This is a genomic window from Caldicellulosiruptor sp. DIB 104C, from assembly GCF_028198085.1.
GTDB lineage: Bacteria > Bacillota > Thermoanaerobacteria > Caldicellulosiruptorales > Caldicellulosiruptoraceae > Caldicellulosiruptor > Caldicellulosiruptor saccharolyticus.
In genome coordinates this window covers 1,452,567-1,467,259 of sequence record NZ_CP116337.1, presented here as the reverse complement: position 1 = coordinate 1,467,259, position 14,693 = coordinate 1,452,567, and the positions used below count along the sequence as shown (strand labels likewise).

16 protein-coding genes are annotated in these 14,693 nt (G+C 33.4%); 14 read left to right on the top strand and 2 right to left on the bottom strand.

The features are described from left to right. Positions 1-6: 6 nt before the first annotated feature. From PGC14_RS07565 to PGC14_RS07550, 4 genes are all read left to right on the top strand, one after another. Positions 7-1,185: a S41 family peptidase gene (locus PGC14_RS07565; protein ID WP_271628563.1), complete on the top strand. Its 1,179-nt coding sequence runs from the start codon at positions 7-9 to the stop codon at positions 1,183-1,185. A gap of 20 nt (positions 1,186-1,205) precedes the next feature. Then, complete coding sequence (locus PGC14_RS07560) at positions 1,206-2,498, top strand: PDZ domain-containing protein (protein WP_271628562.1); 1,293 nt, start codon at positions 1,206-1,208, stop codon at positions 2,496-2,498. 219 nt (positions 2,499-2,717) lie between these two features. Further along, positions 2,718-3,506 carry a hypothetical protein gene (locus PGC14_RS07555; protein ID WP_039764775.1) on the top strand — a complete coding sequence of 263 codons (789 nt, stop codon included), beginning with the start codon at positions 2,718-2,720 and terminating at the stop codon, positions 3,504-3,506. A gap of 37 nt (positions 3,507-3,543) precedes the next feature. Further along, the gene (locus PGC14_RS07550; protein WP_039764776.1) at positions 3,544-4,110 is read left to right on the top strand and encodes a hypothetical protein; all 567 of its coding nucleotides are present in this window, start codon (positions 3,544-3,546) and stop codon (positions 4,108-4,110) included. 66 nt (positions 4,111-4,176) lie between these two features. Here the strand turns inward: PGC14_RS07550 and PGC14_RS07545 are convergent, their stop codons facing one another. Beyond that, positions 4,177-4,437, bottom strand: a complete 261-nt coding sequence (locus PGC14_RS07545; RefSeq protein ID WP_039764778.1) for a hypothetical protein — start codon at positions 4,435-4,437, stop codon at positions 4,177-4,179. A 164-nt stretch (positions 4,438-4,601) separates the two neighbouring features. On the opposite strand from PGC14_RS07545, the gene PGC14_RS07540 reads away from it, so the two are divergent. Next, on the top strand, positions 4,602-5,519 hold the full coding sequence (locus PGC14_RS07540) for a M23 family metallopeptidase (RefSeq protein WP_271628561.1): 918 nt from the start codon (positions 4,602-4,604) through the stop codon (positions 5,517-5,519). A 37-nt stretch (positions 5,520-5,556) separates the two neighbouring features. On the opposite strand, the gene PGC14_RS07535 is transcribed toward PGC14_RS07540, so the two are convergent. After that, complete coding sequence (locus PGC14_RS07535) at positions 5,557-6,669, bottom strand: MGDG synthase family glycosyltransferase (RefSeq protein ID WP_271628560.1); 1,113 nt, start codon at positions 6,667-6,669, stop codon at positions 5,557-5,559. 127 nt (positions 6,670-6,796) lie between these two features. Here PGC14_RS07535 and PGC14_RS07530 point away from each other — a divergent pair, with 127 nt between their 5' ends. The 9 genes from PGC14_RS07530 to PGC14_RS07490 all read left to right on the top strand — a co-directional run bounded on the left by PGC14_RS07530 (position 6,797) and on the right by PGC14_RS07490 (position 14,686). After that, positions 6,797-7,354 carry a cell wall hydrolase gene (locus PGC14_RS07530; protein ID WP_011917840.1) on the top strand — a complete coding sequence of 186 codons (558 nt, stop codon included), beginning with the start codon at positions 6,797-6,799 and terminating at the stop codon, positions 7,352-7,354. Positions 7,355-7,409: 55 nt separating this feature from the next. Further along, a complete protein-coding gene (gene ypeB / locus PGC14_RS07525; protein WP_271628559.1) occupies positions 7,410-8,810 on the top strand; it encodes a germination protein YpeB in 1,401 nt (466 codons plus the stop codon). 79 nt (positions 8,811-8,889) lie between these two features. Then, positions 8,890-9,063 (top strand): small, acid-soluble spore protein, alpha/beta type, encoded by a 174-nt coding sequence (locus PGC14_RS07520; RefSeq protein WP_011917838.1) that lies wholly within the window; start codon positions 8,890-8,892, stop codon positions 9,061-9,063. A gap of 134 nt (positions 9,064-9,197) precedes the next feature. Continuing rightward, positions 9,198-10,181, top strand: a complete 984-nt coding sequence (gpr, locus tag PGC14_RS07515) for a GPR endopeptidase (RefSeq protein ID WP_271628558.1) — start codon at positions 9,198-9,200, stop codon at positions 10,179-10,181. A 92-nt stretch (positions 10,182-10,273) separates the two neighbouring features. Further along, positions 10,274-11,413: a stage II sporulation protein P gene (gene spoIIP, locus PGC14_RS07510; RefSeq protein ID WP_271628557.1), complete on the top strand. Its 1,140-nt coding sequence runs from the start codon at positions 10,274-10,276 to the stop codon at positions 11,411-11,413. Continuing rightward, complete coding sequence (locus tag PGC14_RS07505) at positions 11,410-11,733, top strand: hypothetical protein (RefSeq protein WP_271628556.1); 324 nt, start codon at positions 11,410-11,412, stop codon at positions 11,731-11,733. Before spoIIP ends, PGC14_RS07505 begins: the two co-directional genes overlap by 4 nt. A gap of 53 nt (positions 11,734-11,786) precedes the next feature. Then, a complete protein-coding gene (locus PGC14_RS07500; RefSeq protein WP_271628555.1) occupies positions 11,787-12,350 on the top strand; it encodes a hypothetical protein in 564 nt (187 codons plus the stop codon). Positions 12,351-12,393: 43 nt separating this feature from the next. Then, positions 12,394-13,269, top strand: a complete 876-nt coding sequence (gene xerD / locus PGC14_RS07495; protein WP_039764254.1) for a site-specific tyrosine recombinase XerD — start codon at positions 12,394-12,396, stop codon at positions 13,267-13,269. A 76-nt stretch (positions 13,270-13,345) separates the two neighbouring features. Further along, a complete protein-coding gene (locus PGC14_RS07490) occupies positions 13,346-14,686 on the top strand; it encodes a MurT ligase domain-containing protein (RefSeq protein ID WP_271628554.1) in 1,341 nt (446 codons plus the stop codon). The last annotated feature ends 7 nt before the right edge of the window (positions 14,687-14,693 follow it).

Sequence of the window (14,693 nt, the reverse complement as noted above, 5' to 3'; positions counted from 1 at the left end):
GAAAACATGAAAAAAAGACTCAATACTATAGCAATAATTTTGATAACTGCAGTGGCAACATACATTTTCACAACATATCTTTACTTTGGAAGTCCACTTTATACCAATAATTTGGTAACAAATCCCAAGCTCTCTAAGGTTATCTGGCTTTTGAAAAAGTACTATTATGAACCAAAGGATATTAGCGACCAAAAATTAATAGATGGTGCAATTGATGGGATTGCTGCAAGTGTGAATGACCCTTACACCGAATACTTTACAAAAAAAGAATTTAACGAGTTTGTGATTCAGAGCAAAGGAACATACTTTGGAATTGGTGTTACAATAGAGCCAGGTGAGCATTATATAGAAGTTGTAACCTCTTTTGAGGGCTCGCCTGCATATATGGCAGGTATAAAACCGGGTGATAAGATTATAAAGGTAAATGGCATTAGTCTAACTGCAAAGGATATTGACAAAGCAGCTAGTCTTATGAGAGGACCCAAAGGCACACCTGTTACTGTTACAGTTCTTCGCGATGGCAGTTCAAAACCAATAGATTTTAAGATAGTTAGAGACGAAATAAAGATAAAGACAGTGAGTAGCAAAATCTTTGATAATACCATAGGGTATATAAAGATAACAAACTTTGACGAGAACACTCCACAAGATTTTATGGCCGCGTATGATAAACTCAAAAGTAGCGGGTGCAGAGCTCTTATTATTGACCTTAGATTTAACCCTGGTGGACTTTTAGAGTCTGTTGTTGATGTTGCAAGCAACTTTCTCAAAAAAGGGCAGCTTATAGTCTATCTTAAGGATAGATATAATAACAAGCAGTATTTTAAATCGTATAAAAATGGAGACACTGTAACACCTCTTGTTGTCTTGACAAATAGATATTCAGCCTCTGCTTCAGAGATTTTAGCCGGATGTTTAAAGGACCAAAAAAGAGCTAAAATTGTAGGTGAGAAGACTTTTGGAAAAGGTGTAGTTCAACAGGTATTTGAACTTGGTGATGGGTCAGCAATAAAGATAACAGTTAGTCAATACTTGCTTCCAAGCGGTGCGTATATCAACAAGAAAGGGATAAAACCTGACATTCAGGTTTTACAGCCCAAAGAGTATCAGGACAAAATGAACGTGCCACTGAATAAGGACTTGCAGCTTAAAAAGGCAATTGAAATTCTAAAAAGTAGCATTTGAGAAGATTTGAGGTGCAGTTTATGTTTAAGTTTTTCTGGCAGATATTTGAGCTAACAGGGCTTAACATATTTAGCCTTCTTTTTAGTTGGAATTTCTGGGTAATAATTATTTTAATTGCGTTTTTATACAAAAGAGAGCAAGAATTTGAGCAAAATGTGTTGGGCTATAATCGAAGGACATTAATTTACAAAGTGATTGAATCATCTATTGCAGGGCTTGTAGGTGGGTATATAGTGAGCTTAATTGTTCTATTTTTTGGAATAGTGGTTGATGTAGATAGCTTTCTTTATCTTTGGTATATTGCATTGATTCTTGCTCTTATAAATCCAAGGTATCTTTGTTTTTCATATTCAGCAGGAATTATTTCAATAGTATCTTTGATATTTAAAAAACCAGCTGTAGATATTTCTGGGATACTATTAATTGTTGCAATTTTGCATTTTGTTGAGAGTCTTTTAATATTTTTAGACGGTTTCAGAGGAGCAATACCTGTTGTAATAAAACGAAGAAAAAAGGACGAATCTACCGGGTATTTAGATAACCATTCGATTACAGGCGCTTACCTGATGCAAAGGTTTTGGGGTATTCCGATGGTTATTATTGCGCTTAACTTTCAGGTATCTGCACCCACAGTAAAAATTAATTTGTTTGAACCTTCATGGTGGCCTTTGTTCAAACCCCAACAGGTAACTCCTACTACTTTGCTTCTTTTGACACCTATTGTAGCAGCACTTGGTTATGGCGATTTGGCTGTTTCTGATGAGCCACATGTGATTAGCAAAAAGAGTGCTTTTACCTTAAGTATATTTAGCATTGTACTTTTTGTTTTAAGTGCACTTTCATATAGAATCTATGCTTTTAAATGGATTGCAGCTTTATTTGCACCTATTGCTCATGAGAGCATAATACTTTTTCAGCAAAAAAAGCAAAAAGAGGGAAAATCAATATTTGAGGTAGAGGAGAATACAATCAAGGTGTTGTATGTTGAAGAAAATAGCGTTGCTGAAAAGATGGGAATTAGACCAGGTGACACATTGATTTCAATAAATGGTATTTTAATTCAATCAGAAAACGAACTTGAGAGGATATTTTCAGATGCACAGATTTATATGTGGGTGAAGGTAAAGGATAAAAGAGGAAAAATTAAAGAGCTTTACTATCAGGATTATGAAAATGGGATAAGAAACCTTGGTATAATAGTCATTACCAAAAATGTGATGCCAAACTATGAAATTGACACTGAGGGTTATTTTATATTTATTAAAAGTATAGCCAGCAAAATAAAAAGGTTTTTGTTCAATAAGACAAATTGATAATTCAAAATTTAATTATTTTTGGTTAATTTATACATTGATTTTTTTTATTATTAAAATAACATTACATGGTAATAAAGGGGTGATTCAATTATGTCATAAGTTTTATTCAATCAATGTTGATAAAAAGTAAATTTAACTTTAAGTTAGCAAGAAAAAATGTTACCAGCTGTTTAGTTAAAATCAAACTACAATAGCTGAAAGGAGGTTTTAAGTGATATGAAAAGAATGTATAGGTTTATAGGAGTTTTTATGTTAATATTATATATCGCTGGAATTTTTAAAGAACAAACAATTTTAGGGAACCCGACGATAAGTAAAAATGAAATTTTAAATTATGCAACATTTGATAAGTCAAAAATACGGGAAAATGATACAGTTACAAAAGCAGTTTATGAGAAAAATCCTTATTTTAATTCAATTCTAAAAAATAACATTTTGAGCAATAAATTAATAATAACACCAAATTATACAGATCCTGGTGAAGGTTCAATAAACATTACGTATACTCCTCGATGGTCAAGTGGTATTCTCTATAAAGATGAAGAAAAAGACGGCATTTTTTCAACGATTGCTGAAGAGTTATTGAGCATAGCTGAAGCAAATTATTATGTCAAAGTAGCGAGTTTGATATACGAAGTTGCATCTATTGCGTTTAATCTTATGCCGCAGGATATTGCAGTAACAGGATATGGAAAAGCAGCATTATATCATTCTTACTCATACTATAGTAAAATTGCCCAGGTTTATTACAGTAGCAAAAAAGAGTGGATTACGAAGGTAGATGTTGAACGTAAGGAAACCTATAGACATGCTTTAGTTTCATTTACAGATAAAAACGGATTTACGCGTACAAAGTCATATGATTTTATTCCAGCAAATGGATATGGCCCTATTGCTTCAGAAGTTTACAGTAGTTACTATTGGCAAGACAGTATAATGTATCAAGAAGCTTATCTTCGTTATTTATGGTCAAAACCAGCTTTGGTTCTTGCGTGGACTCATTGATAATGCTATTTTATAAAAGTTTTTGTAGGTGATAGAATTGTCAAAAAAAAGGTTTATTTCAATATTCGCGCTGGGTATAGCGGTGGTTATATTGATAGGAATGGGGATTTTAAACATTGTAGAAAGAAATATACAAAAAGATAAATCCATTGAGAAATCTAAGTTATTAGGCTACAGAAAGTATAATCCATCAATTTTTAAAACAGAAGCTGAGGTTATAATTCAAGAAGTTAAAGAAAGCAAAGATTATTTAAGATTCATAATAAGTGTCAAAATTGTTCCAACTAAAATTCCTTGCTCGTATAAAGGAATAATAGTCAAAGGCACATTGGACAAAAGTTTAAAAAAATATTTTCCTCCTTGGAGGCAAAACCTTGAATTTGGATACGATTTTAATACAATCCCAAATTATGTATTAGATGGCATCAAGAATAGAGGGATAGATGTCGGGTTAGCCACATTTATTCCTAAGATTACAACTGATAGTAATAAACTCAAAAGTTTATTTGTGAAAGACATACATGTGGAGATTAAATGGGTTGGGGGTTATGCCACTTTTACAATTCCAGCAGAGGACGTTAACTTTGTATACAAAAAACTGTAGTTTTAGTAATAAATATTATGATGAATAAAAGGAGGGCAAGGCTGAATTTCAAAATAGCTTTGCCCTTTAATTTTTTGTCTTTGCCAAGTAGTCAATTATGATTGCAGCTGCCAACCCTTCTATGAATATGTAAAGCGAATTTTGCAAAAGTCCCTGTGACAAAGTTTTTAAATCAATCTTATCAGACACATAGTGCAAAGATAGAAAATAAAATTTTATACCAAACAAAAACATTATGATAGAAATTGTTCCTATGATTAACAAAATCTTCTTTGAAACAGATGAAATCTTTCCAAATAGTCTTTTCTTTGTATTTCGCCTTTCCATTATTTGCACCTCATTCTAAGTTGACATAACTGATTTTTAAATAAATCATATCAAATCCTCTTCTAATATTCAAAGAAAAAATATGGATATTTAAGCTGTTATTTATGTATAGTTTGAGAAATAGCTGGCAAGAATATTTATATGGAAGGAGGTGCAAAGTCAAGATGAATAAAAAGGATTGGAAAGAAAGATTGATAAACTTTTTTGACACCAAAGGATTTTATATAATTGTAGTTGTTTGTCTTTTTATAATTGGTTTTTCAATTTATACAATTGCAACTACTGATTTTACGAAGTATGAGATTGAAGAAAAGCAAGATAATAATGTAAGCCTGAACAATAGCGATACCTCTAATGCAATTCCACAAGTTGGTGCGCAAGAGGTGACCAAACAAGATAAATTAAAAAATAACCCTGTAACCTCTGAAAAATCAGGAAATGAAAATGTACCTCAAAAGGAATCAGAAGACAATACCCAAAGTATTTATGGTTCAAACTCAGTTTACAGTTCAAAAAAGAAAGAAAACACTTTGACAACTAAGAATGACACTGCAAACAATAAAAATGAACGACAACATCCACAGAAAAAGTCCAATACAACTGCAAAGAAAAATCAGGGGGGAAATAGTTTAGTAGGAGACGAAGTAGAAGTAATGAATCCCCTTGTGTTCAAACCCATTTATCCTGTTTCTGGCAAGATAATCAGAGAGTTTTCTGACCAGTCACTTGTGTACTCTAAAACCTTAGATGAATGGACAGAACATTCAGGGATTGATATTCAAGCAGAAGAAGGTAGCGATGTGAAAGCTTGCTTTGACGGGACTGTAATTGACTTAGGTGAAGACCCTCTTTATGGAAAATATGTTGTAATTGACCATAGTGATGGATATATTTCAAAATACTTTAACTTGACAGATTTAAAATATGTCCAAGTTGGAGATATAGTTAGGCAAGGGCAAAAAATTGGTGAGGTGGGGACAAGCTCTAATATAGAATATATGGACCCACCACATTTACACTTTGAGATTTTATACAACGGTGAGAACCAAAACCCAGTAAAGTTTCTGCCACAACCACAATAAAAAAAGAAAGTCTTTATAGAAAGGGGAATGGAGCCTTTTAAAGCACCATTCCCTTTATAAATTCCACAATGTCATTTGATGAATTTGGCTTTGCTAAAAATGAACACGCAAGTTTCATGTGTTCAAGCCTTTGAGGGTTATTTATTATTTGGTTAAAAACTATATCAAAGCTTTCAATATTTCTTACATAGGCAGCAGCGCCGTTATTTATAAGATAAAAAGTATTTCTTTCTTCTTGCCCTGGAATTGGTGATATCAAAATCATTGGAAGTTTGCAAGAAAGTGCTTCAGCACAGGTAAGACCACCAGGCTTTGTAATCAAGATATCACTTATTGCCATGAGCTTGTCTATAAAACTGATAAAACCAAATACAACAACCTTTCTTCCAAAATTTCTTTCCTCCAATGACTTCTTTAATGTTTTGTTTTTCCCAGTAACAACAATTATTTGATAACTCTCGTCACATATGTGGCAAACCATTTCAACTATATCCTCAATATTTCCAAGCCCTAAACTTCCACCCATAATTAAGATTGTTGGCTTATCTTCGAGGTTTAACTCAGATAAGATTTCTTTTTTTTCATAATTTATTGAGAAAGAAGGATTAATGGGAATACCAAGAGGTATTACTTTTTTTCCTGGAGCTCCTTTTTTAACCGCTTCATAAACCAAATTCTCATGATGGACAATTATATAGTCTGCATATTCGTTAATCCAATAAGGGTGTATTGTAAAATCTGTAACTATGCTGATGATAGGGACATTTATGTTTCCACGTTTTTTTAGCTGACTTACCATATCAATTGGTGACGGATGAGTTCCAATTATTACATCAGGGTTTAGTTCAGAAATAATGTTGTAAAGCTTATAAAATGCAAAATAAAATTTTTCATAAATTGCCTTGCTAAAGCGTGTAGGTGGGTCTTTGTCTGTTGAATCATAAACAAGGCCATATATAAATGGAACTGTTTTAATAGCTTTCAAATATGTTCCAACGGCCAACTTGTCCAAGATTGGACTTATAATCTTAAGGGTGTCTACAATTTCAACTTTTGCTTGGGGATCTTTTTGCAAAAATGCAGTTTTCAATGCGTTTGAAGCAGCAAAATGTCCACCACCGGCATCAAGGCTCAGTATCAAAATGTTCATGTTTTCTCTTACCTCGTTTTTTTATCGAAAACTTAATTTAAATTTATTTTATCACAAAGCTGAATAATAAACACAAGCTTACAAAAAATAATTTTAAAAAGAATTTTGACTTGGGGGTTTTGGAAAGGTGAGCAAGCTACTAAAAAAGTATACCATTTTCATCATCTTATTGATAATAGGGTTTCTCTTAAGTGTCTACTCAGCAAAGTTTATTTATGATATTAAAAGAACAAATGATGAAAAAATTGAAAAAAGACTCGAAAAAGCCCTTGAAAAAAGTGAAAAAGAGGTTCGACAGGATTCCATTGCAACTCAAGCATCAACAAATTATCAAAACAAAGATTTATATTTATTAGCAAGAGTTATAAATGGTGAGGCAAGAGGTGAGCCATATATTGGTCAGGTAGCAATTGGAGCGGTTATAATCAATAGAACAAAGCATCCGGGTTTTCCAAAGACAATAAGTGGTGTAATTTACCAACCTGGTGCCTTTACATCTGTAACAGATGGGCAAATTAATGCAAAGCTTGAACCTACTGCTCTAAAAGCTGCAAGAGATGCACTAAATGGTTGGGATCCAACAAATGGATGCATTTATTACTACAATCCTGCAAAGACTACAAATAGATGGATATGGAGTAGAAAGGTTGTGCTTGTAATTGGTAAACACAGATTTGCAAAATAACAGGTTTAAACTCCATAGATTCAAATTTTATAAAACTTAAAGAGGTGAGTTTGATTTGAGTATTTTAGGTGGATATAAGGAATTAAGAGAAAGACTTAAAAGTGTGAGACTTTGGAGTATTATGGCAGTTGTAATTGGAGTTTTAGTGATTGTAGCCCTTTGGGGGGTAAATCAGTATCGAGGTAAAGCAAACTATCACAATTACCTTACTAATATGTGGCATAGGGCCTTTTTTGATATGGTAGGGTATGTTCAAAATATCCAAGCACTTTTGTCAAAGGCTGAAGTATCAAACGATGACAGACAAAGAGCAGCTTTATATACAGAGGTTTGGAGAAACGCCTTTGCTGCCCAGGAAAACCTTGGCCAGCTTCCAATAGAAAACAACGTTGCACTTGAGAGAACAGCAAAGTATCTGACCCAGGTGGGTGATTTGAGTTTTTCACTTTCTAAACAACTTATGAGCGGCAAAAAGGAAACTAAAGAACAAAGAGCACAACTTGCAAAACTTCGCAGCTACGCTGATAAGCTTAGTAAAAACTTAAATGAACTTGCAATTGAAATAAGCCAGGGCAGACTCAGATGGGGTGAGGTCAGAACAGTTGGAACGTCAAGGTTTAGAAGGATTAGCCAAAATGTCACAAGTAGTCGTATGCTTGCAGTGGAAGCAGGTTTTAAAGACTATCCAACGCTGATATATGATGGACCTTTTTCTGACCATATTGCAAGACAGGTGCCAAGAGGACTTCCAGAGAGTGTAATCAATAGGGATGAGGCAAAGAAAATTGCACTTGATTTTTTGAATATCAAAAGAGCTGACATGATTAGCTACTTGGGACTTTCAGGTGATAAGATTAAAACCTTTAACTTTGAGATAATCCCTGACAGAATGGCAAGAGATAGAACCATTACAGTAGCAGTTTCTAAAAAAGGTGGCAAAGTCATCTGGATGATAGATAACAGAGCTACTTCTGCACCAAAGATTGGTGTTTCAAGAGCAAAAGAAAATGCTTTGAGATTTTTAAAGAGCAAAGGATTTACCAATATGGTAGATACTTTTTATCTAAAACAGGACAACACAGCACTTATAAACTATATCTATCAGCAAAACGGTGTAAAGATATATCCTGACATGGTCAAAGTACGAATAGCGCTTGATACAGGACAGGTGGTTGGCTTTGATGCAACAGCATATTATATGTCTCATACCAACAGGAAGATTCCAAAACCAATAATAACTGAAGCACAAGCAAGGAAACTTATGAGCAAGAACTTTGATATTCAGAGTGTGTCACTGAGTATAATTCCACTTGAGTCGGGAAGAGAGGTTTTCACATATGAATTTATGGGAAAATATGACAGAAAATATTTTGCAGACTATATTAATGCAATTACTGGTAAGGAAGAAAATATCTTAGAGATAATAAAAGACCCCAATGGTATCTTATCAATGTAAGAAAATGTATTAATAAAAAAGATGTTTACTGGGGTATATTAAAGATTGCGGTGACAAAACCGCAAAGGGGGTTATTGGCTTGGCAAGGCAAAAAGTTATGTCAGAAGAACTTAAAATGGAGATAGCAAAAGAACTTGGAGTGTACGATGTAGTCACAAAGTATGGTTGGGGCGAGGTAAAATCGCGCGACTGTGGTAACATCGTCAGAAAAGCCATAGAGATGGCAGAAAGAGCCTTGAAAGAAAAGCAATAACCCCTTTTTAAAAAAGGGGAACTGTGGCAAAACATTTTGCTACAGTTCCCTTTTGAGATGTTTTTAAGGTTTAATAATTTCAAAAATGTTGATAATAATATTTCAGGATAAATTTTTGTAAAGGAGAGCGATCGATGTTTAAAATTCATACTGACCTTGCACTTGAAACAAGAGAAATTGTTCAAAAAGGTTTGGGGAGAGAAATTGAAGGTGTTGAAGTTGAAGAGAGAAAAGAGTTTGATGATAAAATAAAGGTAACCAAAGTGAAAATAAACTCAGTCAAAGGTGAGGCAATTTTGCAAAAGCCCATGGGAAACTACATTACAATTGAAGCAGATGGATTGCGTGATGAGGATTTTGAAGTGCAAGAAAAGGTATCAAAGATATTAGCTGAGGAGTTAGAAAGCTTAATAAGATTATCCCAGAAGAGCACAATTCTTGTTGTTGGGCTTGGTAACTGGAACGTGACACCTGATTCACTGGGGCCAAAAGTTGTTTCAAAGGTTTTAATTACGCGTCATTTATTTGAATTTGTACCTGAAAAAGTCCAAGACAGGCGTATTCGTTCTGTGTGTGCCATTTCTCCAGGTGTTTTGGGTATTACTGGAATTGAAACAAGCGAGATAATTCACGGGATTGTTCAAAAAATCCATCCTGATTTGATAGTTGCCATTGATGCTTTGGCGTCACGCAGACTAGAAAGAATCTCAACAGCTATACAGATAGCAGACACTGGCATTTTTCCTGGTTCAGGAATTGGCAATGAAAGAAAAGGCATTACACAGCAGACAGTGGGTGTTCCGGTTGTTGCTATAGGTGTTCCTATGGTTGTTGACGCTGCAATTATCGCAAATGATGCAATAGACCTTTTACTTGAAAGACTTAAAAATGAAACAGAGAAATCTTCGCCTTTGTACTTGCTTCTTGAGAGCATACCTGATGAAGATAGGTTTAATCTAATCAAAGAGGTTATATTTCCATATTATGGAAATTTATTTGTCACTCCCAAAGACATAGACAGGATTGTTGAGAATATCTCTACAGTAATTGCTGATGGTATCAATATGGCAATTCATCCAGAGGTGAAAGAGAATGACCAGTTTAGATATGTCAATTGAGGTTTTTACCAAGAAGGAATAAATTCTTTTTTATGTGAATAGAGATTTTACAAGAAAGTTTTTATCTCACGCTTTTGAGGAGATTTGTATTGATGGTGAAGGTTATTGATTTGAAAAGATTTTGGTATGTTGTTTTTATTGCCATATTATTGGTTATAGAACTTTTAGTAAATAAGTTTGTTTTTTCAAATAGAGAGTTATTAGATCTTTGCTTCAAATATTCTAAGCAACTAATTATTTTTAACACACCTTTTTTGGCAAGCAAAACGGATATTAGTAATTTAATCAAAATAGAAAATTTGATGAGGTTTTCTCATCCACTTTTTGCTTCTTTCAATAGAACTCAAACATTTGAAGAACAAAGTTTTTATGAAGACGATGCTATTGTAATAAATTATGACCAAGAAAGGCAAGATAATTCTAAAGCATCTGAAGAAAATCAAGCTGATGATAATATAGAGTTTCAAAAATATCTAAAGAATATTCGGCCAAATGGCTCTATTTCCTACAACATTGAGGTTATGAATCAAACAGAATATAGAATAGATATAACTAAGTTTCTTAACACAAAATTTAAGATTTATGGCAAAGTAAAACCCTCAATTCTTATTTATCACACACATACAACTGAAAGCTATGAGAACCCCTCAAAAAATCTTATTTACACCCGGGGAACAACTGATAGAACCTTAGATTTTAACTACAATGTGGTTAGAGTGGGGGAAGAGCTCAAAAGGATTCTTGAAAAAGACTATGGTTACAAGGTTTATCACAGCAAGGACATAAATGACTATCCTGAATATAAAGGCTCTTATGCAAGGTCATTGAAAATAATTGAAAGATATAAAAAAGAACATCCTGATATAAAGATTTTCATAGATTTGCACAGGGACGCAATAGGAGATGGCTCAAAAAAAATAAAAGTCTCAACAGTTGCATTTGGGCAGGAGTTAGCAAAGGTTATGCTTGTTGTGGGTACAGACAAGCTCGGACTTTACCATCCTTTTTGGCGAGAGAATCTTACTTTTGCAGTTCATCTTCAAAAGAATCTCATGAAAGTTTGCCCGCAGATTACAAGACCAATAAATATTTCGGCAGCAAGGTATAACCAGCATATATCACCATATGCATTAATAATTGAAATTGGTAGTAACGGCAATCTGCTTAATGAAGCTTTAAAAAGTTGCCAGATTGTTGCGAAAGCTCTTGATGACACTATTATGGGAAGGTGAAACTTTTGAGAAAAAGTAGATACAAAAGATACCTTCAGCATAAGTACTTTGTCAGAACAGCAAGAGCAGGTATATTGCTGCTTTTAGTGGTTTTTCTCATTCTTTTTTTGACAGTTGAGTTTCGCAAACAGTTTTTTTTACCAGAAGACAAATATATGGTTAAGGTTCTCTTTAAGTATGATGGGACTATTTTGAAGTTATATAATGGTAAAATAACACTAAGGATTGATAAAAAGATTATAAATGGTTTCTACAAAAGTATAAACTATTTTTATTTTAAATCTAAAGGTTTTGTTTTCTCATTAGTAGGTAATAACTGACTTGTAATTGACATATTATTTTACTATAAATAAGCGCAAGCAAAAATAAGAAAATGGGGAAAAAAGTAAAATTACTATTTTTTGCTATTTTAACACTTTACTTAGGAGGCGTAATTACCGGTATAAACTTCTATTTTTTGCTCAGCCAAGCTCGAAGAGACGAGCTCAAAAATTTTATAGTACTTTCAATAAACAGTGCGAAAACTCCAGATAATTTGTACTGGAATAAAGTAATCTTTTTTTCGATATTTGCTATTTTATTGTATCTTACAATATGGGGACTATCAAATTTAAATAAATACTTGCAAATTTTAAATATAGGCATGATTATTTTAAAAGGATTTGTGTTTGGGCTAACAATAGGTGCTTTTTTCACTATCTACAAGTTTCATGCTATAGGTTTCTTTTTCACTTACATATTACTAAAAGAATTGATTGTTTTAATATTTTTGATTATACTTATTCTGTACTCATTTACCAACTATTTAATTAGGGATAGATTGTTCAAATTTGAAAAAAGATTTAATATTGTGGTAGGTCTAATAGTGGTATTATTAATATGTGGCATAGTTGTGATAGATGCTTTTGTTTCGAGGTTTGCATGCAATTTGATTTAAGATCTATAAATGGAATTTATGTATAGAGGGGATTTGAAAATAGATGAAGATAGTAGAGGCTTTTTATGAACATCTATGCCAAAAACAGAGATTTTCACAAAATACAGTTATGTCTTATTTGAGAGATATAAAGAAATACATAGAGTTTTTGGATAACATCGGGATGAAGATTGAAGATACGTCACAGGCTACTATAATCACATATATTATCAATATGCAAAAAAGCGGAAAGTCAAACAGCACAATAGCAAGAACAATTGTTTCACTAAAGGTATTCTATGAATTTTTAAAGGACCGGAACATTGTAGACATAGGGAAAATAGAGATTAACCCGCCTAAACTTGAAAGAACACCTCCGCAAATTTTGACAAAAGATGAGGTAGAAAAGCTTTTGAGTTGTCCGCGAGAAGATGATATAAAAGGTATAAGGGACAAGGCAATGCTTGAGCTTTTGTACGCAACAGGTATAAGGGTAAGTGAACTAATTAGTCTTAATCTTTCTGACATTAATCTTGAGCATGGCTATATTATATGCAGAAATAAAAAAAGAGATAGGATAATTCCAATTGGTTCGTATGCAATTGAGGCAGTAGAGAAATACTTGAACTACTCAAGACCATACCTTGCAAGAAATAAAGAACAGGAGGCTCTTTTTTTGAACTTCAATGGGGCAAGGATGACAAGGCAAGGATTTTGGAAAATTGTAAAATTCTACGCTAATGTGGCAGGTATAAATAAGGAAATAACTCCGCACATATTAAGGCATTCTTTTGCAACACATCTAATTGAAAATGGAGCAGATGTGAGAGCTGTCCAGCAGATGCTTGGGCATGCTGATATTTCAACTACTCAAAGATATCTTCAGGTTGCGAATATCAAGCTAAGAGAGGTTTATCAAAAAGCGCATCCTCGGGCTTGAAAATAATGGAATTAGCAAGGCAAAGCCTTGCTTTTTTATCTTTATGAAGTAGTTGTGGACAAGGGGATGAAAAATATTGAAAAACTTAAGATTTTATTTAGCCACTTTTGCAGGAACTACAGCAAAATTTTTTCTAAAGCTTTTAAGAAAAGATGCAACAAGTGCACCTGGCAAGATTGCCTATAAAATCTGCCCAGATATTTTAAAAGAGATTGACAAAAGGTGCAATTTTAAAATACTTGTATCTGGTACAAATGGTAAAACAACAACTAACAACCTTATAAACTGGATAATAAGTCCTGACAAAACCATTCTTTCAAATCTAAAAGGTTCTAACATGGTAAATGGGATAATAAGTGCGTTTATAAATAACCTCAAAAAAAGCTATGAGATAGCCTGTTTTGAGGTTGATGAGGGATCACTACCTGTTGTTACAAAGGATTTAAAAGCGGATATATTTGTGACAACAAATGTTTTTAGAGACCAGCTTGACAGGTATGGTGAACTTGACAGAGTAAAAGATCTAATATTGAGCCATATAAATGGAGCTTTGGCAGTTATCAATGCAGATGATCCAAATTTAGCAAGTTACAGCGGAGAAAAAAAGGTATTTTATAGTGTTGATGAAAATGCGCTCAGCAGGTTAGCAAATGTTACACTTGATTCATGGTTTTGCCCAGTTTGTAATAGCCAGCTTGAGTATACGTTTTATAATGTTGGACATCTTGGAAAATACATTTGTTCTCAGTGCGGATATAAAAATCCTGAAAGCAGGTTTTTGATTACGAATATAAAGTCTGAAGATGGCAGTTTTGTATTTGACTTTATGGATAGAGAAAATGGCACAAAAATTCAAGATATTAGATGGAAAGTAGGGGGCATTTATAACCTTTACAATGTCTGTGCAGCAATGTCTGTGGCTATGTTGCTTGGAATAGAGACAAATAAAATAAAAGAACGGGTTGAGGCTTTTACAAACAAACTTGGCCGCATGGAAGAAATAGAAGTGTATGATAAAAGAGTAGTCATATCTCTTGTCAAAAATCCAATTGGTATGAGTGAGACACTGAAAGTAATAGCAGATGACCCTTGCCCTAAAGCAATTGTCTTTATTCTCAATGACAACGCTGCTGATGGGAAAGATGTCTCATGGATTTGGGATGCCGATTTTGACATATTAAGTGAAGTTAAAAATATTAGGACTTTATTTTTTGGTGGAAAAAGGAAAGAGGATATCGCACTGAGAGTTAAATACAGTAGTTTTGAGCTAAAAGACTTCGAGTTTATTGATTTTGAAAAAGATTTAAAAAAAGTAATTTCACTGAAAGAAGCTTACAAGATTTACATTCTTCCCACATATACAGCTTTGTTTAAGACAAAGAAATTAGTAGAGAGTTTGAAAAAAAGCATGAGGTGATTGAATT

Excerpts from the sequence above, each read along its gene's own strand:
- PGC14_RS07500 (WP_271628555.1), top strand. The coding sequence starts at position 11,787 with ATGGGGAAAAAAGTAAAATTACTATTTTTTGCTATTTTAACACTTTAC.
- PGC14_RS07540 (WP_271628561.1), top strand. The coding sequence starts at position 4,602 with ATGAATAAAAAGGATTGGAAAGAAAGATTGATAAACTTTTTTGACACC.
- xerD (WP_039764254.1), top strand. The coding sequence starts at position 12,394 with ATGAAGATAGTAGAGGCTTTTTATGAACATCTATGCCAAAAACAGAGA.
- PGC14_RS07545 (WP_039764778.1), bottom strand. The coding sequence starts at position 4,437 with ATGGAAAGGCGAAATACAAAGAAAAGACTATTTGGAAAGATTTCATCT.
- PGC14_RS07560 (WP_271628562.1), top strand. The coding sequence starts at position 1,206 with ATGTTTAAGTTTTTCTGGCAGATATTTGAGCTAACAGGGCTTAACATA.
- PGC14_RS07555 (WP_039764775.1), top strand. The coding sequence starts at position 2,718 with ATGAAAAGAATGTATAGGTTTATAGGAGTTTTTATGTTAATATTATAT.
- spoIIP (WP_271628557.1), top strand. The coding sequence starts at position 10,274 with ATGGTGAAGGTTATTGATTTGAAAAGATTTTGGTATGTTGTTTTTATT.
- PGC14_RS07535 (WP_271628560.1), bottom strand. The coding sequence starts at position 6,669 with ATGAACATTTTGATACTGAGCCTTGATGCCGGTGGTGGACATTTTGCT.
- PGC14_RS07565 (WP_271628563.1), top strand. The coding sequence starts at position 7 with ATGAAAAAAAGACTCAATACTATAGCAATAATTTTGATAACTGCAGTG.
- gpr (WP_271628558.1), top strand. The coding sequence starts at position 9,198 with ATGTTTAAAATTCATACTGACCTTGCACTTGAAACAAGAGAAATTGTT.